Below are 20289 nucleotides of genomic sequence, written 5' to 3'. Positions count from 1 at the left end.
TCACGCTAGACTGCCGCGCCCCGTCGCCCTCGCTTCATTCCAACCCTCGCCATGCTCACCGTCCACCACCTCAACAACTCGCGTTCGCAGCGCGTGCTCTGGCTGCTCGAAGAACTGGGCCTGCCCTACGAGATCGTCCACTACCAGCGCGATCCGAACACCATGTTGGCGCCCGCTTCGCTGCGCGCGGTGCATCCGCTGGGCAAGTCGCCGGTGGTGACGACCGAGGACGGGCTCGTGCTCGCGGAGTCGGGCGCGATCATCGAGACCGTGATCGAGCGCTATGGCCAGGGTCGCCTCGCGCCCGCGCCGCTCACGCCCGAGGCGCTGCGCTACCGCTACTGGCTGCACTTCGCCGAGGGCACGGCGATGTCGCCGCTCTTGCTCAAGCTGGTGTTCGACCGCATCGAGAGCAGCAAGATGCCCTTCTTCGCCAAGCCGGTGGCCAAGGCCATCGCCGCCAAGGCCAAGTCGGCGTTCATCCTGCCGAACATCGCGAGCCACCTCAACTACATGGAGGCCGAACTCGGCAAGAGCGAATGGTTCGCGGGCGATGCCTTCAGCGGCGCCGACATCCAGATGAGCTTCGTGGTCGAGGCCGCGCATGCGCGCGGCGGGCTCGATGCGAAACGGCCGAAGCTCATGGCCTGGCTCGCGCGCATCCATGCACGCCCCGCCTACCGGCAGGCGCTCGAGCGCGGCGGCCCGTACGAACTGCTGAACTGAGTCCCTCGCTCAGGACGGGAAGATGTAGAGCAGCGCCACCGTCATGCAGACGTAGCGCAGGAACTTGCCGATCGCCATGTAGGCCAGGCAGGGCCAGAACGGCAGCCGCAGCCAGCCCGCGACCGCGCACAGCGGATCGCCGACCAGCGGCAGCCAGCTCAGCAGGCAGGCCTTCGGGCCGAGCCGCTCGAGCCAGCCGAGCACGCGCACGTGGTGCTTCGAGTGCGAGTACTTGTCGGCCACCTTGTGCGCGCCGTAGCCCATCCACCAGTCGACCGCGCCGCCGAGCGTGTTGCCCACGGTCGCGACCGCGATCGCGGGCCAGAACAGCTCGGGGTTGAGCTTGAGCAGGCCGAACAGCACGGGTTCCGAGCCCACGGGCAGCAGCGTCGCCGAGATGAAGGCGGCGATGAACAGCGTGGAGAGGCCGTATTGCGGCAGCGCGAGAAGCGCGAGGAGTGCGTCGAGCCAGGCTTGCATAAGGTCGGCGCAGTATAGGCAGCGCGTTCGCGAGGCCGGGTCGGAAAAGGCGCCGCCGCGCATGGGATTTCCACCCGTGTTTACACCCGTACCAGCGGCGCGAATCGGCGCAAATCGTTTCAGTCACTGAAATGGCAGGTGGCTACAATCGTGCCTCATTTTTCAGCAGCCGACGCGCACAGCCTTCCTCCGTCATGACCTTGCAGATCGGCAACCACACGCTGGAGAACCGCCTGTTCGTCGCGCCCATGGCCGGCGTGACGGACCGGCCCTTCCGCATGCTGTGCCGCGCGCTCGGCGCGGGCTACGCGGTCAGCGAGATGGTGACCTCGCGCAAGGACCTCTGGAATTCGCTCAAGACCTCGCGCCGTGCCAACCACGACGGCGAGCCAGGCCCCATCGCGGTGCAGATCGCGGGCACCGACGCGGCCATGATGGCCGAGGCCGCGGTCTACAACATCGAGCGCGGCGCGCAGATCATCGACATCAACATGGGTTGTCCGGCCAAGAAGGTCTGCAACAAGTGGGCCGGTTCGGCGCTGATGCGCGACGAGCCGCTGGCGCTCGAGATCGTGAGCGCGGTGGTCGATGCCGCGCAGCCGCATGGCGTGCCGGTCACGCTCAAGATGCGCACCGGCTGGAGCATGGAGCACCGCAACGCGGTGAAGCTCGCGCGCGATTTCGAATCGGCCGGCGTGCAGATGCTCACGGTGCACGGCCGCACGCGCGAGCAGGGTTACAAGGGCCAGGCCGAGTACGACACCATCGCCGCCGTGAAGGCCGCGGTGCGCGTGCCGGTGGTGGCCAACGGCGACGTGCGTTCGCCCGAGAAGGCGCGCGAGGTGCTCGCGGCCACCGGCGCCGACGCGGTGATGATCGGCCGCGCGGCCCAGGGCCGGCCGTGGATCTTCCGCGAGATCGCCCACTTCCTCGACACCGGCACGCATCGCGCGCCGCCGCTGGTGGCCGAGGTGCGCCGGCTGCTGCTCGACCACCTGGTGGAGCACTACGCGCTGTACGGCGACTACAGCGGCGTGCGCACCGCGCGCAAGCACATCGGCTGGTACGTGCGCGCGCTGCCCGGCGGCGAGGAATTCCGTTCGCGCATGAACGCCATCGAGGACTGCGAGGCGCAGCTGCGCGCGGTCGGCGAGTATTTCGACGGGCTCGCGGACCAGATGGACCGCATCCCGCAGCACCAGGCGGCCGAAGAGCTGTCCGGCGAAGAGGAGGCGGCCTGCGCCGCCGATTGAGAGAAGAGAAGAAAAGCATGAGCAAGAAACACATCGAGGACTGCGTGCGCACCAGTCTGGAGAGCTACTTCCGCGACCTGCGCGGCACCGAACCCGACGGCATGTACGAGATGCTCGTGCGCGTGGTCGAGAAACCCCTGCTCGATGTCGTGATGACGCGCGCCGAGGGCAACCAGTCGAAGGCCGCCCAGTGGCTGGGCCTGAACCGCAACACGCTGCGCAAGAAGCTGGTCGAACACAAACTTTTGAAATGAACGAGAACGCACGGCGTAACGACACCATGGCCAAGACCGCACTGATTTCCGTCTCCGACAAGACCGGCATCCTCGAATTCGCGCAGGCGCTGCATGCGCTGGGCATCAAGCTGCTGTCCACCGGCGGCACCGCCAAGCTGCTGGCCGATGCCGGCCTGCCGGTGACCGAGGTGGCCGACCACACCGGCTTTCCCGAGATGCTCGACGGCCGCGTGAAGACGCTGCATCCCAAGATCCACGGCGGCCTGCTCGCGCGGCGCGACCTGCCGGCGCACGTGGCCGCCATCGAGCAGCACGGCATCGACACCATCGACCTGCTGATCGTCAACCTCTATCCGTTCGAGGCCACCGTGGCCAAGCCCGGCTGCACGCTCGAGGACGCGATCGAGAACATCGACATCGGCGGCCCGGCCATGGTGCGCAGCGCCGCCAAGAACTGGAAGGACGTGGGCGTGCTGACCGACGCCTCGCAGTACGCCGTGGCACTGGCCGAGCTCAAGGCCGACGGCAAGCTCAGCGACAAGACCAAGTTCGCGTTCTCGGTGGCCGCCTTCAACCGCATCGCCGACTACGACGGCGCGATCAGCGACTACCTCTCGGCGATCGACTTCGAGACCAGCCAGGGGCAATCGACGCCCACGCGCTCGCTGTTCCCGGCGCAGAGCAACGGCCGCTTCGTGAAGGTGCAGGACCTGCGCTACGGCGAGAACCCGCACCAGCAGGCCGCGTTCTACCGCGACCTGCATCCGGCGCCCGGTTCGCTGGTGTCGGCCAGGCAGCTGCAGGGCAAGGAGCTCAGCTACAACAACATCGCCGACGCCGATGCGGCATGGGAATGCGTCAAGAGCTTCGACGTGCCTGCCTGCGTGATCGTCAAGCACGCCAACCCCTGCGGCGTGGCGGTCGGCAAGGACGCGGCCGAGGCCTATGCCAAGGCCTTCAAGACCGACCCGACCTCGGCCTTCGGCGGCATCATCGCCTTCAACCGCACCGTCGACGCCGCCACCGCGCAGGCCGTGGCCAAGCAGTTCGTCGAGGTGCTGATGGCCCCGGGCTACACCCACGAGGCGCTCGAGGTGTTCCAGGCCAGCAAGGCCAAGCTCAACGTGCGCGTGCTCGAGATCGCGCTGCCGCCGGGCGGCGCCACCGACTGGGACAACGGCCGCAACGCGATGGACGTGAAGCGCGTCGGCTCGGGCCTGCTGATCCAGACCGCCGACAACCACGAGCTCGCGCTGTCCGACCTCAAGGTCGTGAGCAGGAAGCAGCCCACGCCGCAGCAGCTGCAGGACCTGCTGTTCGCCTGGAAGGTCGCCAAGTACGTGAAGAGCAACGCGATCGTGTTCTGCGCCGACGGCATGACCATGGGCGTGGGCGCGGGCCAGATGAGCCGCCTCGATTCGGCGCGCATCGCGAGCATCAAGGCCGAGCATGCGGGCCTGTCGCTGCAGGGCACGGCCGTGGCCAGCGATGCCTTCTTCCCGTTCCGCGACGGCCTCGACGTGGTGGTCGACGCGGGCGCGGGCTGCGTGATCCAGCCGGGCGGCTCGATGCGCGACCAGGAAGTGATCGACGCGGCCGACGAGCGCGGCGTGGTGATGGTGCTGTCGGGCGTGCGTCACTTCCGGCACTGAGCCGGGGCACGGTCCAAAAGACAAAGGCGGCCGATGGCCGCCTTTTTTCATGGGCCCGGGCGACTGCTCATTCGAAGCGGTACTTGAGCTGGAAGCTCAGCGCGCCATAGAGCCGGTTCTTGATCGTCGGCACGTAGGCGATGTTGAGGCCCCAGTTCTTGCCCTCGATCGCCGCGGTGGGGATCAGTGCCGGGAACCAGTTGCCGTTGCGGTAGTTGGGGTAGCCGTCGAAGCCGCCGACCACGGCGCCGAAGCGCACGCCGTGGAATTCGAAAGGCAGCACGTAGAGGCCGAGGTAGTGCGACTGGCGCCGGTCGCTGTTGTGGAAGGTGCCCAGCGTGACGCGGTAGACGTCGTTGAGCGGGTACTCGAAGCCCAGGCCGGGATTCTTGTTCTCGAGGCCCTTGTCGCGGTCGAAGTGGGCCGAGTAGAAGCCGACGTTGATCCAGGTCTTCTGGATCTCGAAGGGCTGGTCGAAGGTCGGCAGCGTGAAGTCCACCGACTGCGCGAGCGCCGGGCCACAGAGAAGGAGAGCGGCACTCAGGACCGGCAACTGGCGCAGGAATTTCATGGCTTGGACGTTCTGGAGATCTCGTGCGGCTCGAGGCTGGCCGCGATGGCTTCTTCCCTGGTGTCGCGCTCCGCGAAGCGCGGGCGCAATATACACGCCGCCGCTGTCATCGCCGTGGCACATGCCCGTGCGCATGCAGGCGGGCCGCCGCTCAGGCCGGCCGCGCCAGGTACTTGCGAAACAGCTCGGCCAGCCGCAGCGCGGCCAGCGACAGCGGCTTGCCGCGCGGCGAGACGATGCCCAGTTCCAGCGGCGGCACCGGCATCGCGAGCGGCACGCGCTCCACCAGCGCGTCATAGGGCGGCATCGTGAGCATGCCGGCCGGCCCCACCATCAGCGCGTCGCTGCGCGTCAAGAGGCCCCAGCTCACGCCGAAGGAGGCGACCTCGATGCGGTGCTCGGGCAGCGGCAGGCCCTGCGCGGCGTACTGCTCGAGCAGGAAGCTGTGCTGGCTGCCCGGCGCCAGGTGCATCAGCCATTCGGCGCCCGCGATCTCCTCCCAGCGCGTGGCATGGCGCAGCGGATGGCCGCGCCGGCACAGCACGGCCATCTCGATCATGTCGAGCCGCTCGAACGCGAAGTCGGCATCGAGGGCCGAGGCCACCGGCCCCGCCACCGCGAAGTCGACCGCGCCCTCGCGCAGCAGCGGCAGCACCTGCGGGATCAGGCCGTCGAACAGCTTGAGCTGCGCCTGCGGCATGGCCTTGCGGAAGGCGCGCACCACCTCGGGCAGCACGCCGAGGAACACCATCGGCGTCACCGCCACCGCCACGCGGCCGTGCTGGCTGCCCTGCAGGATGCGGATGTCCTGGCGCGCGAGCTCGAGCTGCTGGTGCGCGAGCCGCGCGCGCACCGTGAGCTGGCGGCCCGACTCGGTGAACTCGATGCCGCGCGAGCTGCGCAGCACCAGCTGCGCATCGACCTCGGCCTCGAGCTCGCGGATCGCCTTGGTCACCGCCGCCTGGCTCAGGTGCAGGCTGCGCGCGGCGGCGCGGATGCTGCCGGTGTCGGCCAGCCGCAGCCAGGCCTTGAGCTGGTGATCCTTCATGCGGCCGATTCTGCCGCGCGGCCCGGCGCGGGAATCTACCGACAAACGCAGGTTGTCATCGCGACAAGCGATTGTCTTTTGCGGCGCGGGCCCGGTTCCTAGACTTCGGCCACCAGCCGGCTCGTGGTGAACGGCGGGATTCCCCAAGAGGAGATGCTTCGTGCCTGCCCTGTCATTCGCATGGACCCGCCGTGCCGCTGTGGCCGTCCTGGCCGCCCTGGCCACGGCCGCGCTGGCCGCCTCGGCCCAGTACCCCGAGCGCCCGGTGAAATTCATCGTGCCCTATGCCGCCGGTTCCGGCGTCGACGTCGCGATGCGCCCGGTGGCCGACGCGATGGCGCGCGAACTGGGGCAGGCCATGATCGTGGACAACCGGCCCAGCGCGGGCGGCATCGTCGGCACGCAGGCCCTGGTGAGCTCGGCGAACGACGGCTACACGGTCGGCTACGGCAACCTCGTGACCCTGAGCATCAACCCGGCCTTCTTCTCGAAGCTGTCGTACGTGCCCGAGAAGGACCTGGTGCCGGTCGGCCTGATCTCGAGCAACGCCTACGTGCTGATCGTGCGCAAGGACCTGCCGGTGCGCAGCCTGCAGGAACTGGTCGCCTACGGCCGCGAACACCCGGGCAAGCTGTCGGTCGGCACGCCCGGCATCGGCAGCGCGGGCCACCTGACCGGCGAACTGCTGAAGACCGAGACCGGGCTCACGATGGTGCAGGTGCCCTACAAGACCGGCACCCAGGCGGTGGCCGACATGGTCAACGGCCAGCTCGACGTGACCATCGAGAACATCTCGGCGGTGCTGCCCTTCGTGCAGCAGGGCCGGGTCAAGGCGATCGCCGTGACCAGCGCGAAGCGCGCCGCGGTGCTGCCCGAGGTGCCGACCGTGGCCGAGAGCGGTGTGCCGGGCTTCGAGGTGGTGGCCTGGGGTGCGCTGATGGCGCCCGCGGGCACCTCGCGCAAGACGGTCGACCGGCTCAACACCGCGCTGCGCGCCGCGCTGGCCGACCCGGCCGTGGTGCGTGCCAATGCCGCGCTGTCGATCGAGGCATTGCCATCGAGCCCCGAGGAGCTCAGCGCGCTGATGAAGCGCGAGAAGCCGCGCTGGGCCGAGGCGGTGCGGCGCGCGGGCGTCAAGGGCGACTGATCCATCCATCTTTTTCGAGGAGACAAGCCATGAATCCCTGGCAACTGGAGGCCGCCGAACTCGCGCGGCGCATCGCGGCACGCGAACTCTCGTGCGTGGAGGCGGTACGCAGCAGCCTGGAACGGCTCGAGGCCGTCAATCCGCGCATCAATGCCGTGGTCGACGGCGGCGCCGAGGAAGCGCTGCAGGCCGCGCGGCAGGCCGACGCCGCGCTGGCCGGCGGCGAGGCCACCGGGCCGCTGCATGGCGTGCCGGTCACCATCAAGGTCAACGTCGACCAGCGCGGGCATGCCACCACCAACGGCGTGGAGGCCTATCGCAAGGTCGTGGCCGCCGAGGACAGCCCGGTGGTCGCGAACCTGCGGCGCGCGGGCGCGATTCCGATCGGCCGCACCAACACGCCCGCGTTCTCGATGCGCTGGTTCACCGACAACGCGGCCCACGGGCGCACCCTCAATCCGCACGACGCGGCGCTGACGCCCGGCGGTTCGAGCGGCGGCGCGGCGGCCGCGGTCGCGGTCGGCATCGGCGCGATCGCGCACGGCAACGACCAGGGCGGCTCGATCCGCTACCCGGCCTATGCCTGCGGCGTCTACGGCCTGCGCCCGAGCTTCGGCCGCGTGCCGGCCTTCAACCCGTCGGGCAGCGGCGAGCGGCCGCCGGTGGTGCAGCTCAGCTCGGTCCAGGGGCCGCTGGCGCGCAGCGTGCGCGACCTGCGGCTGGCCTTCGCCGCGATGGCCGCGCGCGACGTGCGCGACCCGTGGTGGGTGCCCGCGCCGCTCGAGGGCACGCCGCCGGCCGGTCCGCTGCGCGTGGCGCTGTGCACCGCGCTGCCCGGCTACGCCTGCGATCCCGAGGTGGCCGATGCCCTGCAGCGCGCCGCGCGCCGGCTCGAGGGCGCGGGCTACCGCGTCGAGCCGGTGGAGCCGCCTCGGCTGCGCGAGGCGGCCGAGCTGTGGCTCGCGCTGACCATGGCCGACAGCCGGCTGCTGGTGGAACCGGCGCTGCTGCGCGATGGCGACCAGACCATCCGCGAGGCCTACCGCGCGATGGACGCGCATGCGCCGTCGTTCGACACCGAGGCCTACATGCGCGCGCTGGCCGCGCGCACGGGGCTGATGCGCGACTGGGCGCTGTTCCTGCAGCGCCATCCGCTGCTGCTGATGCCGGTGTCGTGGCGCCGCCCGTTCCCGGTCGATGCCGACCAGCGCGGCGCGGCCGCGATGCGCGAGCTGCTCGACGCGCAGAGCCCGCTGCTGGCGACAGCGATCCTGGGGCTGCCGGGGTTGTCGGTGCCGATGGGATTGCGTCAGGGCCTGCCCACGGGCGTGCAGCTCGTGAGCGATCGCTTCCGCGAAGACCTGTGCCTGGCGGCGGCCGAGGTGCTCGAGGCCGAGGCCGGGCCCATAGCGGCCATCGACCCGGCTTGAGCCTCCCGCTCAGCGCTTGCTGAAGATCTCGCGCGCCGCCTCGACGGTGGCCGCGATGTCCGCGTCGCTGTGCGCGGCGCTCACGAAGCCGGCTTCGTAGAGCGCGGGCGCGATGTACACGCCGCGCTCCAGCAGGCCGTGGAACAGCGCGTTGAACCGCGCGTTGTCGGTGGTCATCACCTTGGCGTAGTTCTGCGGCAGCTCGTTCATCAGGAAGAAGCCGAACATGCCGCCCTCGCTGTCGGCGCTGAAGGGCTGACCCTCGGCGGCGGCCGCGGCCTTCAGGCCGTCGACCAGCGCGCGGGTCTTGCGGCCCAGTGCTTCGTAGAAGCCGGGCCTGGCGATCTCCTTGAGCGTGGCCAGGCCGCAGGCCGTGGCCACCGGGTTGCCCGAGAGCGTGCCGGCCTGGTAGACCGGGCCCAGCGGCGCGAGCTGTTCCATGATGGCGCGCGGGCCGCCGAAGGCCGCCAGCGGCATGCCGCCGCCGATGACCTTGCCGAGCACCGTGAGGTCGGGCTTGATGCCCAACACGCCTTGCGCGCCGTGCAGGCCGACGCGAAAGCCCGTCATCACCTCGTCGAAGATCAGCAGGGCGCCGTGCTGCGTGCACAGCGCACGGCAGCGCTGGGCGAACTCGGGCGTGGCGCGCACGAAGTTCATGTTGCCGGCGATGGCCTCGATCATCAGGCAGGCGATGTCGTTGCCGTGCAGCGCGAAGGCCTCCTCGAGCTGCTCCAGGTTGTTGTACTCGAGCACCAGCGTGTGCTGCACCACCTCGCTCGGCACGCCGGCCGAGGTCGGGTTGCCGAAGGTGGCGAGGCCCGAGCCGGCCTTGACCAGCAGCGCGTCGGCGTGGCCGTGGTAGCAGCCCTCGAACTTGATGATGGTCTTGCGGCCGGTGGCGCCGCGCGCCAGCCGCAACGCGCTCATCGCGGCCTCGGTGCCCGAGCTCACGAGGCGCACCATCTCCATCGACGGCACCAGCGCGAGGATGGCCTCGGCCAGTTCGATCTCGCGCTCGGTCGGCGCGCCGTAAGAGAAGCCCTCGAGCACGGCCTTCTGCACCGCCTCGACCACCGCCGGATGGCCGTGGCCCAGGATCATCGGGCCCCAGGAGCCGATGTAGTCGATGTAGCGCTTGTCGTTGGCATCCCAGAAATAGGCGCCCTGGGCGCGCTGGATGAAGCGGGGCGTGCCGCCGACGGCCTTGAAGGCGCGCACGGGCGAGTTCACGCCGCCGGGAATCACGGCGCGGGCGCGCTCGAAGAGGATGTTGTTGCGATCGGAATTGGGCATCTGGAACGGGGGAAGTGGAATCAGTGGCGGGTGTCGTGGGGCGGCAGGGCGAAGTCGGGCACGTCGTCGCCGGGCTCGCCATCGTCCTCCTCGGGCTCGGGTTCGGCCCAGAACAGGCGGTCGGGCAGCACGTGGCCCATGCCGGGGCGAAAGCCCGCGTCGAGGCAGCGGTCCATGTAGGCCAGCGCTTCGGTGGTGGCGGCCACCAGGTCGGTGCCGCTGGCCAGCAGCGCGGCCAGCGCGGCCGACAGGGTGTCGCCGGCGCCCGAGAACACGGCCTCGAGGCGCTCGTACTTCTCGCTGGTCAGCACCGACTGCGGCGAGGCCAGCACGTTGTCGATGAACTGGTCGGGCAGCACCAGGCCGGTGACCAGGGTGTAGGGCACGCCGAACTCGCCGGCCGCCATCGCGATGTCGCGCGCGCCGGGCGGGCGCTCGCCGCTCCAGTCGGGCAGCAGCCAGCGCCACAGCGTGCTGTGGTTGCCGACCAGCACCGTGGTCTGGGGCAGCACCAGGTCGCGGAAGGCGTCGAGGTAGGCATCGATCTCGTTCTCGTCCCACCACGAGAGGTTGGGCATGTACGCCACCACCGGCACCTCGGGGTAGTCGGCGGCGGTCTCGGCGATGGTGCTCAGCGCCTCGGGCGTGCCGGCGAAGCCGACCTTGATCAGCTGCACCTCGACGTCCTCGAGGATGGAGCGGGTCTGCTCGGCGATGGCCTCCTCGTCGAAGGCGAAGTGGTCGAAGATCTCGGCCGTGTCGCGGGCGTAGGCACCGGTCACCACCGGCAGCATGTGGGCGCCCACCGATCCCATGGCCAGCCCGTCGCCGGCCAGGCCGCCGGCGCCGCTCGGGTCGCTGGCATTGAACACCAGGACGCAAGGGGGATTCAGGTCCTGATCCGCCAATGCGCCGTCGTCGGGCAGGGGATCGTTAAGATCGCCCGGTTTGTCAACGCTGTCTGCTGGATGTAAGTGGAAGGTCATACGCCGGGCGGAATCCGCTGGATGGTGGCATGGGCGCGACGTTTACAGGGCGCCAGTGAGATACGCATAGATACACTCGTTGCATTTAATGAACAAGGACTTTAAGCTCCGATGAATACGAAAACTTGGATGTGCCTGATTTGTGGGTGGATCTATGACGAAGCGGTAGGTGTACCGGAGGACGGGATTGCGGCAGGCACGGCCTGGGCCGACGTTCCGATGAACTGGACCTGTCCCGAGTGCGGTGCGCGCAAGGAAGACTTCGAAATGGTTGAAATCTGAAAAGCATGGCATAGAGCTACGCGATCTGCGCCGGTGTACGGCGCGGCGGGCATCCAAGTCTCATGAGCAGGAGCTTTTGCAATGGGCCCGAATGGATCAGGTTACAAGGTGCTCGTCATCGACGACAGCAACACCATCCGGCGCAGTGCCGAGATTTTTTTGAAGCAGGGTGGTCACGAGGTTCTCCTCGCCGAAGACGGCTTCGACGCGCTCTCCAAGGTTAACGACCACAAGCCGCACCTGATTTTCTGCGACATCCTGATGCCGCGGCTGGACGGCTACCAGACCTGCGCCATCATCAAGCGCAACGCCCATTTCTCCAAGGTCCCGGTCGTGATGCTGTCGTCGAAGGACGGCGTGTTCGACAAGGCGCGCGGCCGCATGGTCGGATCGCAAGACTACCTGACCAAGCCTTTCACCAAAGACCAGCTGCTGCAGGCCGTGCAGCAGTTCGGCAACGTTTCACAGGAAGTGCAGTAAATGCCCATTCGAAAAATCCTCGTCGTCGACGACTCCAAGACTGAATTGGTGTTCCTGTCCGACCTGCTCCACAAGAACGGCTTCGCCGTGAAGACCGCCGAGAACGCCGAGGACGCCATGCGCCGCCTCGAGGAAGACCAGCCCGACCTGATCCTCATGGACGTGGTCATGCCCGGCCAGAACGGCTTCCAGCTCACGCGCGCGATCGCCCGCGATCCGCAGTACGCCGCGATCCCGATCATCCTGTGCACGAGCAAGAACCAGGAAACCGACCGTGTCTGGGGCATGCGCCAGGGCGCGCGCGACTACATCGTGAAGCCCGTGAACGCGCAGGAGCTGATGTCGAAGATCAGCGCGCTGAACTGAGCGCGGATCTGCCGAGCCCATGGCGAATCGCGACGCACTGAGAGCCTTCCAGTCCCGGCTGGCGAGCCGCCTGCAGGCCGCGCGCACCACCGGCGTGGCCGCGACCTGGCTCGCGGTCGAGGCGGGCGAGGGCAAGTACCTGTTCCCGCTCGGCCATGCCGGCGAAATCTTTCCCTGGACGCCGCCGCAGCCCGTGCCCTACACGGCGCCGTGGTTCCTCGGCGTGGCCAACCTGCGCGGCGGCCTCTACGGCGTGGTGCAGCTGTCGGCCTTCGCGGGCGGCGCGCCCAGCGGTCCGGCCGCCAGCGAAGCGGCCCGCATCCAGTCGCGGCTGGTCGCGCTCAACGAGCTGCTCGACGTCAACTGCGCGCTGCTGGTCGACCGGCTGGCGGGCTTGCGCGGCGTCGAGGCCTTCGCGGCCTCCGAGCCCCCGGGCGCCGATGCGCCGCCCTGGGCCGGGCATCTCTACACCGACGCCGCCGGCGAACGCTGGCAGGAAGTCAACCTGCAGGCGCTGTCGCAGCAGCCCCAGTTTCTGAGTATCGGCGCCTAGCTGTCACAGGCGCCTGTGCACCCGACCACCACCTGAAGGACCGACCGTGAGCTCGATCGCCGACAAGTTCAAGAAATTACTGCCCGCCAGCGGCAACGACAAGGCCCGCGTCGATGGTTCGGGTTCGCTCGCGATCGACAACGTCGACACGGTGCAGGTCCCCGACGAAAAAACCGTGCGCATCGCGCGCGCGCCGGGCGACACGCTCGTTCGGCGGCGCGCCGGCGGCCAGCTCGTTCAGCGAGGGCGGTGCCCTGGTCGACGGCGGCGAGGCCGCCAACGAGCCCGGCCGGCCCGATGCCAGCGCCGACCTGCTCGCGGACGACGGCCGCGCCGGCCAGAGCCCCGCGCGCCAGCAGCGCGTGCTCGCGATCCTGCTGGCGGTGGTGGTGCTCGCGCTGCTGCTGGTCGCCGGCCTCGCCATCCTGCGCGCCGAACGGCTCGCGCAGCAGGTGGCGGCCACCGGCCAGTCGCTGATGCAGTCGCAGCGCCTCGCCAAGTCGATCTCGCAGGCCCTGGTGGGCAGCGCGCCGGCCTTCACCGAGGTGAAGGACAGCGCCGACGACCTCACGCGCCGCGTCAACGGCCTGACCAACGGCGACGAGGCGCTGCGCCTCGAGGCCGTGGGCGAGGCCTACGGCGAGGACATGGGCAAGATCAACCCGCTGGTCGCGCGCGCCGACGCGAGCGCCAAGGCCGTGCTGGCCCAGCGCCAGATCCTGACCCAGGTGGGCGCCGCCCTGCGCGACATCAACCAGCAGTCGTCCACGCTGCTCGAGATGACCGAGACCGTCGCCTCGCTCAAGATGCAGCAGAACGCCACGCTGCCCGAGATCTCGGCCGCCGGCCAGCTCGTGATGCTGACGCAGCGCATCGGCAAGTCGACCAACGAGTTCTTCACGGTCGAGGGCGTGAACCCCGACGCCGTGTTCCTGCTCGGCAAGGACCTGAACACCTTCCAGGAAACCACGCGCGGCCTGCTCGACGGCAATGCGCAGCAGCGCTTCCCCGGCTCGAAGGACCCGCAGACGCGCCAGCAGCTCGAAGCCATCCTGAAGACCTACGAGCAGATGCGCACGCAGGCCTCGGCCATCCTGGGCAACCTGCAGGGCCTGGTGGCGGCGCGCGAAGCGCAGGCGTCGATCCTGACCGACAGCGAACCGCTGCGCAAATCGCTGGGCGAGCTGCAGGACAAGCTGTCGGCGCGCACCGGCCTGGGCGCCGGCACCATCGTGCTGCTGTTCGTGCTCTCGCTGGCCGCCCTCGCACTGGCCGGCGCCATCGGCTTCGTGCAGGTGCGCGAAGGCCGCGAACGCGCCGCCAACGCCGAGCGCGAACGTCTCTCGGCCGAGCAGGCTTCCGAGGAGGCCAGCCGCATCAACAACGCCAACCAGGCCGCCATTCTTCGGCTGATGAACGAACTGCAGACGGTGGCCGAGGGCGACCTGACGCAGGAAGCCACCGTGACCGAGGACATCACGGGCGCCATCGCCGACTCGGTGAACTACACGGTGGAAGAACTGCGGCTGCTGGTGGGCAACGTGCAGAACACGGCCACGCGCGTGGCGCTGACCACCTCGCAGGTGGAAAGCACCTCGACCGAGCTGCTGGCGGCCTCGACCGAACAGCTGCGCGAGATCCGCGAAACCGGCCAGTCGGTGCTGACGATGGCGGAGCGAATCAACGGCGTGTCCTCGCAGGCGCAGGAATCCGCCACGGTGGCGCGCCAGTCGCTGCAGGCCGCGTCCTCGGGCCTGCAGGCCGTGCAGAACGCCATCGGCGGCATGAACGCCATCCGCGACCAGATCCAGGAAACCTCCAAGCGGATCAAGCGGCTGGGCGAATCCTCGCAGGAGATCGGCGAAATCACCGAGCTGATCTCGGACATTACCGAGCAGACCAACGTGCTGGCACTGAACGCCGCCATCCAGGCCGCGTCGGCCGGTGAAGCCGGTCGCGGCTTCTCGGTGGTGGCGGAAGAAGTGCAGCGGCTGGCCGAACGCTCCGCGGACGCCACGCGCCAGATCTCGGCGCTGGTGAAGGCGATTCAGACCGACACGCAGGACGCGGTGGGCGCCATGGAGCGCTCCACGCAGGGCGTGGTCGAGGGGGCCAAGCTGTCCGACAACGCGGGTACCGCGCTGTCCGAGATCGACCGCGTGTCGCGCCGCCTCGCCGAGCTGATCGAGCAGATCTCGCAGTCCGCGTCTCGCGAGGCCGATTCGGCCAACGTGGTGGCCGCCAACATCCAGCACATCTTCGCCGTGACCGAGCAGACCGGCGAAGGCACGCGGACCACCGCGCAGCAGGTGCGCGAGCTGTCGCAGATGGCCGAGGAACTGCGTCGTTCGGTGGCCCGTTTCAAGATTGCCTGACACAGAAGAACGGCGAGCATCCAAGGTGGCTATCCAATCCCCCGTCGCGGCCCCCCTCGCCGGCAATCCGCCGGCCACCGAAGACCTCGGGCCGCTGGCCTGGGTGCTCGGAGAAATCCAGAAATCGCTCGAGAACGTCGGCAAGTCGCTGCGCCGCTTTGCGCGCGACGTCGGCAATGCGGCCGAGATCGAGAGCGGCCCGCTGCAGATGGCGCGCCAGCAACTGCACCAGGCCGTCGGCGCGCTGCAGATGGTGGGCCACAACGCGCCCGCGCTGGTGCTCGGCTCGATCGAATTCGCGGTGCAGGGCTTCGTGGCCGAACCGCAGCGCTGCACCGACAGCGCCGCGCTGAAGATCGAGCGCGCCGGCTTCGCCGTCACCGATTTCCTGCAGGCCCTGCTGGCCGGCAAGAACGTGTCCTCGATCGCGCTGTTCCCGCAGTACCGCGAGGTGCTCGAGCTGGTCGGCAACGAGCGCGTGCATCCCGCCGATCTCTGGAGCGCCAGCTGGCGCTGGGTCGAGATCCGTCCCGCGCTCACGCAGGCCTCGCTGGCCTACGATCCCTCGGTGCGCTCGCGGCTCGACCGCGAGGTGCTGCAGCTGGTCAAGACCGGCGACCCGCAGGCCGCGCGCCGGCTGCAGGCGCTGTGCCTGGGGCTCGGCCGCGGCGCGCTGCTGCCGCGCGTGGCCAGCTTCTGGACCCTGGCGGCCGGCTTCTTCGAGGCGCTGGCACTGGGCCTCGTGCCCGCCGACAGCTACGTCAAGCGCGCCGCCTCGCGCGTGCTGCTGCAGTACGCCACGCTCGCGCGCGGCGACAGCGTGGTGTCCGACCGGCTCGGCCAGGACCTGCTGTTCTTCTGCGCCCAGGCCATGCCCACCGCGCGCGACGAAGCCGCCACCCTGCGCAGCGTGCGCACGGCCTGGGGCATCGCGCACGAGCAGCGCGTCGACTACACGGTCGAGCAGTTCGGCCGCTTCGATCCGCTGGTGCTGGCCCAGGCCCGCAAGCGCATCGAGACCGCCAAGGAGATGTGGTCCGGCCTCTCGGGCGGCGACATCTCGCGCACCCGCCAGGTGGCCGACACCTTCGCCCAGCTCGGCGAATCGCTGCACCGGCTGCATCCGCCGAGCGAGCCGATGGTGCAGGCGCTCGCGCATGCCGTCGATGCCTCGGTGCGCAGCGGCCAGCCGCCCGACACCGAGCTCGCGATGGAAGTCGCGACCTCCGTGCTCTACCTCGAGGCAGCGCTCGAAGACCTCGACCCCAGCGATCCGCAGCTCACCCAGCGCATGCTCAAGCTCGCCGGGCGCATCGAGCGCGTGCGCGCGGGCGGCCACTCCGAGCCGCTCGAGCCCTGGATGGAGGACCTGTACCGCCGCGTCAGCGACCGCCAGACCATGGGCACCGTGGTCGACGAACTGCGCAGCCACCTGAGCGAGCTCGAGAAGTCGCTCGACCAGTATTTCCGCCGCCCCGGCGAAAAGGGCCTGCTGCGCACCGTGCCGAGCCAGCTGCAGCAGATGCGCGGCGTGTTCTCGGTGCTCGGCCTCGACCAGGCCGCGCACACCGTGCAGCGCATGCGCGACGAGGTCGAGGCCATGGTGGGCAGCGCCTCGCCGGCCGACGAGATGGCCGGCTTCGATGCGCTGGGCAACAACCTCGGCGCGCTCGGCTTCCTGATCGACATGCTGGGCTATCAGCCGGCGCTGGCCAAGCGCCTGTTCGTCTTCGACGCCGAGATCGGCGAACTCAAGCCGCTGATGGGCCGCCAGGCCGCCGACGCCGAGGACGCCGAGAGCGTGGCCGCGCCGGCCGCCGAGCCGTTGCTGAGCATCGAGGAGGTCGACGCGCAGATCGCTTCCAGGCTGGCCGCGCTGGCCACGCCGGCGCGCAAGACCAAGCCCTCGCCGATCGAGGAATTCAGCAGCAAGGCCGACAGCTGGACCGCCAAGATCGTCGGCCCGGCCGCGCTGCCCGATACCGAGGTCACCGAGCTCGAGGAAGACGACCTGCAGAACATCTTCCTCGACGAGGCGCGCGAGGTGGTGCACAACGGCCAGAACGCGATCGTCGCGCTCGGCGGCCGCCCCGACGACACCGACGCGCTCACGGTCCTGCGCCGCGCCTTCCACACGCTCAAGGGCAGCTCGCGCATGGTCGGCCTCACCGACTTCGGCGATGCCGCCTGGTCGCTCGAGCAGGTGCTCAACACCTGGCTCGCCGACCAGCGCCCCGCCACTCCCGAGCTGCTGGCCGGCACGCAGCAGGCGCTGCGCGACTTCGGCCTGTGGGTCGAGGACATCGCGGCCTCGGCGCCGCACGGCTGGCAGTCGGCCCCGTTCAGCCGCCTGGCCGAGGCCCTGCTGGCCGGCGAACCGGTGCCGACCGCGCCGCCGCGCGTGGCCGATGCCGAGGCACTCGCGATCGCGGCGCGCCAGATTGCCGCCGATCCCGTGCCGACCTCGCCGGCGCCGCTCGAGGAGTTGCCGCCGCAGCCTTCGCTGTCGACCGCCGCCGCGCTCGCGCTGCCCGAGTTGCCGGACCTGCCGGACCTGTCGCTCGAACCGGCCGACGCCACCGACGTCTCCGACGTGCCGCAGGCCGAGGCGCGCACCGCCGGCCCGGAAGACGACGACTTCGTCTCCACCGACTTCCTCGATTTCGAGACCCGCGAGCCTTCGTCCACCGCGCCGGCACCGCTGCCGACCGCGCTCGGCGACGGCATCGACTTCGACTTCCTGGCGCCGATCGGCGCCACCGCCAAGGCGAGCGCGCCGGCCGAGGAGGCCGCGATCGAGGCCGCCGGCCTGTCCGAGCTGCCGTCCTCCGCGCTGTCGATCGACGCCGCGCAAGCCTCGGCCGAAAGTGCCGAAGCCCCCGCGCCGGCGCTGCCCGACCTCGACTGGACGCCCGAGCCGCTGCCGCTGCGCGAAGCCGGCGATGCCGGCACGGCCGTGCCGATGGACTTCCCCGAGATCCGGCTCGAGCCCGTGGAAGCATCGGCCGAGTTCGCCCAGGCCGCCACGGTCGCGCCCGAGCCGGCCGCGCCCGAGACCGCCGCGCTGGTCGATGTCGCGGCCGAGGCCCTGCCGCTGGAGGCGCCTGCCGAGCCCGAAGAAGCGGGGCAGGCCGAAGCCGAGGCTGCGCCCGTCGCCGAATCCGAACCCGAACCCGTGGCCGCACCGGTGCAACCGCTGGAAGTGGCCGTGGGCGGCAGCGCCGACGACCAGGTCAAGGTGATCGGCCCGTTGCGCATCGGCATCGCGCTCTACAACGTCTACCTCAACGAGGCCGACGAGTGGTCGCGCCAGCTCGCCACCGAGGTCGGCGAGTGGGCGCTGCAGCCCTACGAACGCGTGTCCGACTCGACCATCGCGCTGGCCCACTCGCTGGCCGGCAGCTCGGCCACGGTCGGCTTCCACAGCCTGTCGGGCATGGCGCGCTATTTCGAGGCCGCGCTGCAGCACCTGCAGATGCAGGGCAGCGGCACGCGCGAGCAGGGCATGGTGCTGGTCGCCGCGGCCGACGAGCTGCGCCGCCTGCTGCACCAGTTCGCGGTCGGCCTGCTGCGCGACCCCTCGCAGCAGACGCTGCAGGCGCTGCGCGACATCGCGGCGTCGCCGATGCCCTCGCCCTACGCCGAGGAACTCGCGCACGACGAGCCGCGCGCGCCGCTGCAGGTGGTGTCGCCCCAGGGCGGCGCCGACGTCGCGCTCGACGACACCGAGGACGCCATCGACCTGGCCGACGCGGTCGACGTCGACCTGTTCCCGATCTTCGAGGAAGAGGCGGCCGAACTGCTGCCGCAGCTCGGCGAGGCGCTGCGCCAGTGGTCGCACCATCCCGACGACGGCGCGCCGCGCACCTCGGTGCTGCGCACGCTGCACACGCTCAAGGGCAGTGCCCGGCTGGCCGGCGCGATGCGCCTGGGCGAGCGCGCGCACCGCATGGAATCCGAGATCGAGCTGCTGGGCACGCAGGGCCACGTCGACCGTTCCGACATCGAGAAGCTGCTGGTGCGGCTCGACACGCTGCAGTCCACCTTCGATGCGCTGCGCGCGGCCGACGACGCGACCCAGGTCGAACTGGCGCAGCGCGTGGCCGAGGCCACCGCGGCGCCCGTGCCCACCGAGCACCCCGAGCCCGCCAACGACGCCATCGCCGCGGTCGATGCCGACACCGACGCCGAACCGGCGGCCGCTGCGCCCGCACTGGTGCGCCCGGCCCCCGCCTCGCTCGCGCCGCTGCGCGCGCCGGTCGGCCAGGCCGTGCGCATCCGCACCCAGCTGCTCGACCGCCTGATGGCGCAGACCGGCGAGGTCATCATCACGCGCTCGCGCCTGGAGGCCGAACTCGGTTCGCTGCGCGGCTCGCTGGCCGACCTCACCGGCAACCTCGACCGCCTGCGCCAGCAGCTGCGCGACATCGAGGTGCAGGCCGAGAGCCAGATGCAGTCGCGGCTGGCCCAGGCCAAGGATTCGCAGCAGGGCTTCGACCCGCTGGAGTTCGACCGCTTCACCCGCGTGCAGGAGCTCACGCGCATGATGGCCGAGTCGGTGAACGACGTGGCGACCGTGCAGCGCACCCTGCAGAAGACGGTGCAGGCGACGGAAGACGACCTCAGCGTGCAGGCGCGCCAGACGCGCGAACTGCAGCGCGGCCTGCTGCGCACGCGCATGGTGGAGTTCGAGGGCATCTCCGACCGCCTCTACCGCGTGGTGCGCCAGGCCACCAAGGACACCGGCAAGCAGGTGCGCCTGGACATCACCGGCGGCTCGATCGAAATGGACCGCGGCGTGCTCGACCGGATGACGCCGGCCTTCGAGCACCTGCTGCGCAACTGCGTGGCCCACGGCATCGAGGACGCCGCGCGGCGCGAGGCCGCGGGCAAGGACGCCAGCGGCCTGATCGTGATCGACCTCGCGCACGAGGGCAACGACGTGTCGGTGAGCTTCCGCGACGACGGCGCCGGCCTCGACCACGAGCGCATCGCCGAGCGGGCCCGCTCGCTGGGCCTGCTCGCGGCCGACCAGCCGCTCACGCCCGAGGAAGCCACCGAGCTGATCTTCCGGCCCGGCTTCTCGACGGCCGGCCAGGTGTCGGAACTCGCGGGCCGCGGCATCGGCATGGACGTGGTGCGCGCGCAGGTCGCCGCGCTCGGCGGCCGCATCGAGACGCGCAGCCAGCCGGGCCAGGGCACCACCTTCAAGCTGGTGCTGCCGCTGACCACCGCGGTGACGCACGTGGTCATGCTGCGCTTCGGCGAGGTGTCGATCGGCGTGCCGTCGAACCTGGTCGAGCTGGTGCAGCGCGTGAACGCCACCGACCTCGAGTCGGCCTACCTGCACGACACCCATCCGTTCGGCAGCGAACAGGTGCCGTTCTACTGGGGCGGCGCGCTGCTGC

Annotated in this window: 17 protein-coding genes; 12 read left to right on the top strand and 5 right to left on the bottom strand. The window is 70.1% G+C overall.

Going from position 1 to position 20289, the window contains the following annotated elements:
• Window positions 1-51: 51 nt before the first annotated feature.
• Window positions 52-726: a glutathione S-transferase family protein gene (locus AC1HIL_RS00085; RefSeq protein ID WP_057590808.1), complete on the top strand. Its 675-nt coding sequence runs from the start codon at window positions 52-54 to the stop codon at window positions 724-726.
• A gap of 9 nt (window positions 727-735) precedes the next feature.
• Here AC1HIL_RS00085 and AC1HIL_RS00080 read toward each other — a convergent pair whose 3' ends face one another.
• Window positions 736-1206 carry a YqaA family protein gene (locus AC1HIL_RS00080; protein WP_057590809.1) on the bottom strand — a complete coding sequence of 157 codons (471 nt, stop codon included), beginning with the start codon at window positions 1204-1206 and terminating at the stop codon, window positions 736-738.
• Between the two features lie 194 nt (window positions 1207-1400).
• On the opposite strand from AC1HIL_RS00080, the gene dusB reads away from it, so the two are divergent.
• Genes dusB through purH form a run of 3 tightly spaced genes read left to right on the top strand, consistent with a single transcriptional unit; the run spans window position 1401 to window position 4347 of the window.
• Window positions 1401-2459 (top strand): tRNA dihydrouridine synthase DusB, encoded by a 1059-nt coding sequence (gene dusB, locus AC1HIL_RS00075; protein WP_093347929.1) that lies wholly within the window; start codon window positions 1401-1403, stop codon window positions 2457-2459.
• A gap of 17 nt (window positions 2460-2476) precedes the next feature.
• Window positions 2477-2713: a Fis family transcriptional regulator gene (locus tag AC1HIL_RS00070; RefSeq protein WP_057590811.1), complete on the top strand. Its 237-nt coding sequence runs from the start codon at window positions 2477-2479 to the stop codon at window positions 2711-2713.
• Between the two features lie 26 nt (window positions 2714-2739).
• Window positions 2740-4347 carry a bifunctional phosphoribosylaminoimidazolecarboxamide formyltransferase/IMP cyclohydrolase gene (gene purH, locus AC1HIL_RS00065; RefSeq protein WP_261211521.1) on the top strand — a complete coding sequence of 536 codons (1608 nt, stop codon included), beginning with the start codon at window positions 2740-2742 and terminating at the stop codon, window positions 4345-4347.
• Between the two features lie 67 nt (window positions 4348-4414).
• On the opposite strand, the gene AC1HIL_RS00060 is transcribed toward purH, so the two are convergent.
• Together AC1HIL_RS00060 and AC1HIL_RS00055 are read right to left on the bottom strand one after the other, a co-directional pair.
• Window positions 4415-4918 (bottom strand): hypothetical protein, encoded by a 504-nt coding sequence (locus AC1HIL_RS00060; RefSeq protein ID WP_057590812.1) that lies wholly within the window; start codon window positions 4916-4918, stop codon window positions 4415-4417.
• A 151-nt stretch (window positions 4919-5069) separates the two neighbouring features.
• Window positions 5070-5966 carry a LysR substrate-binding domain-containing protein gene (locus tag AC1HIL_RS00055; RefSeq protein ID WP_093347924.1) on the bottom strand — a complete coding sequence of 299 codons (897 nt, stop codon included), beginning with the start codon at window positions 5964-5966 and terminating at the stop codon, window positions 5070-5072.
• Window positions 5967-6126: 160 nt separating this feature from the next.
• Between AC1HIL_RS00055 and AC1HIL_RS00050 the strand changes: the two genes are divergently transcribed.
• Both AC1HIL_RS00050 and AC1HIL_RS00045 read left to right on the top strand, forming a co-directional pair.
• On the top strand, window positions 6127-7113 hold the full coding sequence (locus tag AC1HIL_RS00050) for a Bug family tripartite tricarboxylate transporter substrate binding protein (protein ID WP_261211518.1): 987 nt from the start codon (window positions 6127-6129) through the stop codon (window positions 7111-7113).
• 29 nt (window positions 7114-7142) lie between these two features.
• Window positions 7143-8543 carry an amidase family protein gene (locus AC1HIL_RS00045; RefSeq protein ID WP_479670865.1) on the top strand — a complete coding sequence of 467 codons (1401 nt, stop codon included), beginning with the start codon at window positions 7143-7145 and terminating at the stop codon, window positions 8541-8543.
• A 9-nt stretch (window positions 8544-8552) separates the two neighbouring features.
• On the opposite strand, the gene hemL is transcribed toward AC1HIL_RS00045, so the two are convergent.
• Together hemL and thiD are read right to left on the bottom strand one after the other, a co-directional pair.
• Window positions 8553-9839: a glutamate-1-semialdehyde 2,1-aminomutase gene (gene hemL / locus AC1HIL_RS00040; RefSeq protein WP_479670864.1), complete on the bottom strand. Its 1287-nt coding sequence runs from the start codon at window positions 9837-9839 to the stop codon at window positions 8553-8555.
• A gap of 20 nt (window positions 9840-9859) precedes the next feature.
• Window positions 9860-10825, bottom strand: a complete 966-nt coding sequence (gene thiD, locus AC1HIL_RS00035) for a bifunctional hydroxymethylpyrimidine kinase/phosphomethylpyrimidine kinase (RefSeq protein ID WP_057590816.1) — start codon at window positions 10823-10825, stop codon at window positions 9860-9862.
• A 111-nt stretch (window positions 10826-10936) separates the two neighbouring features.
• On the opposite strand from thiD, the gene AC1HIL_RS00030 reads away from it, so the two are divergent.
• The 6 genes from AC1HIL_RS00030 to AC1HIL_RS00005 all read left to right on the top strand — a co-directional run.
• Complete coding sequence (locus tag AC1HIL_RS00030; protein WP_007838397.1) at window positions 10937-11107, top strand: rubredoxin; 171 nt, start codon at window positions 10937-10939, stop codon at window positions 11105-11107.
• An 81-nt stretch (window positions 11108-11188) separates the two neighbouring features.
• Entirely contained in the window at window positions 11189-11587 is a 399-nt protein-coding gene (locus tag AC1HIL_RS00025; RefSeq protein WP_057590817.1) for a response regulator, read from the top strand.
• Window positions 11588-11953, top strand: coding sequence for a response regulator (locus AC1HIL_RS00020; protein ID WP_057590818.1), 366 nt, complete (start codon window positions 11588-11590; stop codon window positions 11951-11953). It begins immediately after the preceding gene.
• 19 nt (window positions 11954-11972) lie between these two features.
• Window positions 11973-12506, top strand: a complete 534-nt coding sequence (locus AC1HIL_RS00015; RefSeq protein ID WP_057598084.1) for a chemotaxis protein CheW — start codon at window positions 11973-11975, stop codon at window positions 12504-12506.
• A 113-nt stretch (window positions 12507-12619) separates the two neighbouring features.
• The gene (locus AC1HIL_RS00010; protein ID WP_479672741.1) at window positions 12620-14881 is read left to right on the top strand and encodes a methyl-accepting chemotaxis protein; all 2262 of its coding nucleotides are present in this window, start codon (window positions 12620-12622) and stop codon (window positions 14879-14881) included.
• Window positions 14882-14906: 25 nt separating this feature from the next.
• Window positions 14907-20289, top strand: a 5383-nt coding sequence (locus AC1HIL_RS00005) for an Hpt domain-containing protein (protein ID WP_479672740.1), incomplete at its 3' end; no start/stop codon positions are given.

The organism is Variovorax sp. ISS6, assembly GCF_056523145.1.
This window is presented reverse-complemented; position numbering and strand designations above follow the sequence as displayed.

Bases quoted from the DNA above. Each gene is read 5' to 3' on its own strand.
- AC1HIL_RS00085 (WP_057590808.1), top strand. From the start codon at position 52: ATGCTCACCGTCCACCACCTCAACAACTCGCGTTCGCAGCGCGTGCTC.
- AC1HIL_RS00080 (WP_057590809.1), bottom strand. From the start codon at position 1,206: ATGCAAGCCTGGCTCGACGCACTCCTCGCGCTTCTCGCGCTGCCGCAA.
- dusB (WP_093347929.1), top strand. From the start codon at position 1,401: ATGACCTTGCAGATCGGCAACCACACGCTGGAGAACCGCCTGTTCGTC.
- AC1HIL_RS00070 (WP_057590811.1), top strand. From the start codon at position 2,477: ATGAGCAAGAAACACATCGAGGACTGCGTGCGCACCAGTCTGGAGAGC.
- purH (WP_261211521.1), top strand. From the start codon at position 2,740: ATGGCCAAGACCGCACTGATTTCCGTCTCCGACAAGACCGGCATCCTC.
- AC1HIL_RS00060 (WP_057590812.1), bottom strand. From the start codon at position 4,918: ATGAAATTCCTGCGCCAGTTGCCGGTCCTGAGTGCCGCTCTCCTTCTC.
- AC1HIL_RS00055 (WP_093347924.1), bottom strand. From the start codon at position 5,966: ATGAAGGATCACCAGCTCAAGGCCTGGCTGCGGCTGGCCGACACCGGC.
- AC1HIL_RS00045 (WP_479670865.1), top strand. From the start codon at position 7,143: ATGAATCCCTGGCAACTGGAGGCCGCCGAACTCGCGCGGCGCATCGCG.
- hemL (WP_479670864.1), bottom strand. From the start codon at position 9,839: ATGCCCAATTCCGATCGCAACAACATCCTCTTCGAGCGCGCCCGCGCC.
- thiD (WP_057590816.1), bottom strand. From the start codon at position 10,825: ATGACCTTCCACTTACATCCAGCAGACAGCGTTGACAAACCGGGCGAT.
- AC1HIL_RS00030 (WP_007838397.1), top strand. From the start codon at position 10,937: ATGAATACGAAAACTTGGATGTGCCTGATTTGTGGGTGGATCTATGAC.
- AC1HIL_RS00025 (WP_057590817.1), top strand. From the start codon at position 11,189: ATGGGCCCGAATGGATCAGGTTACAAGGTGCTCGTCATCGACGACAGC.
- AC1HIL_RS00020 (WP_057590818.1), top strand. From the start codon at position 11,588: ATGCCCATTCGAAAAATCCTCGTCGTCGACGACTCCAAGACTGAATTG.
- AC1HIL_RS00015 (WP_057598084.1), top strand. From the start codon at position 11,973: ATGGCGAATCGCGACGCACTGAGAGCCTTCCAGTCCCGGCTGGCGAGC.
- AC1HIL_RS00010 (WP_479672741.1), top strand. From the start codon at position 12,620: ATGGTTCGGGTTCGCTCGCGATCGACAACGTCGACACGGTGCAGGTCC.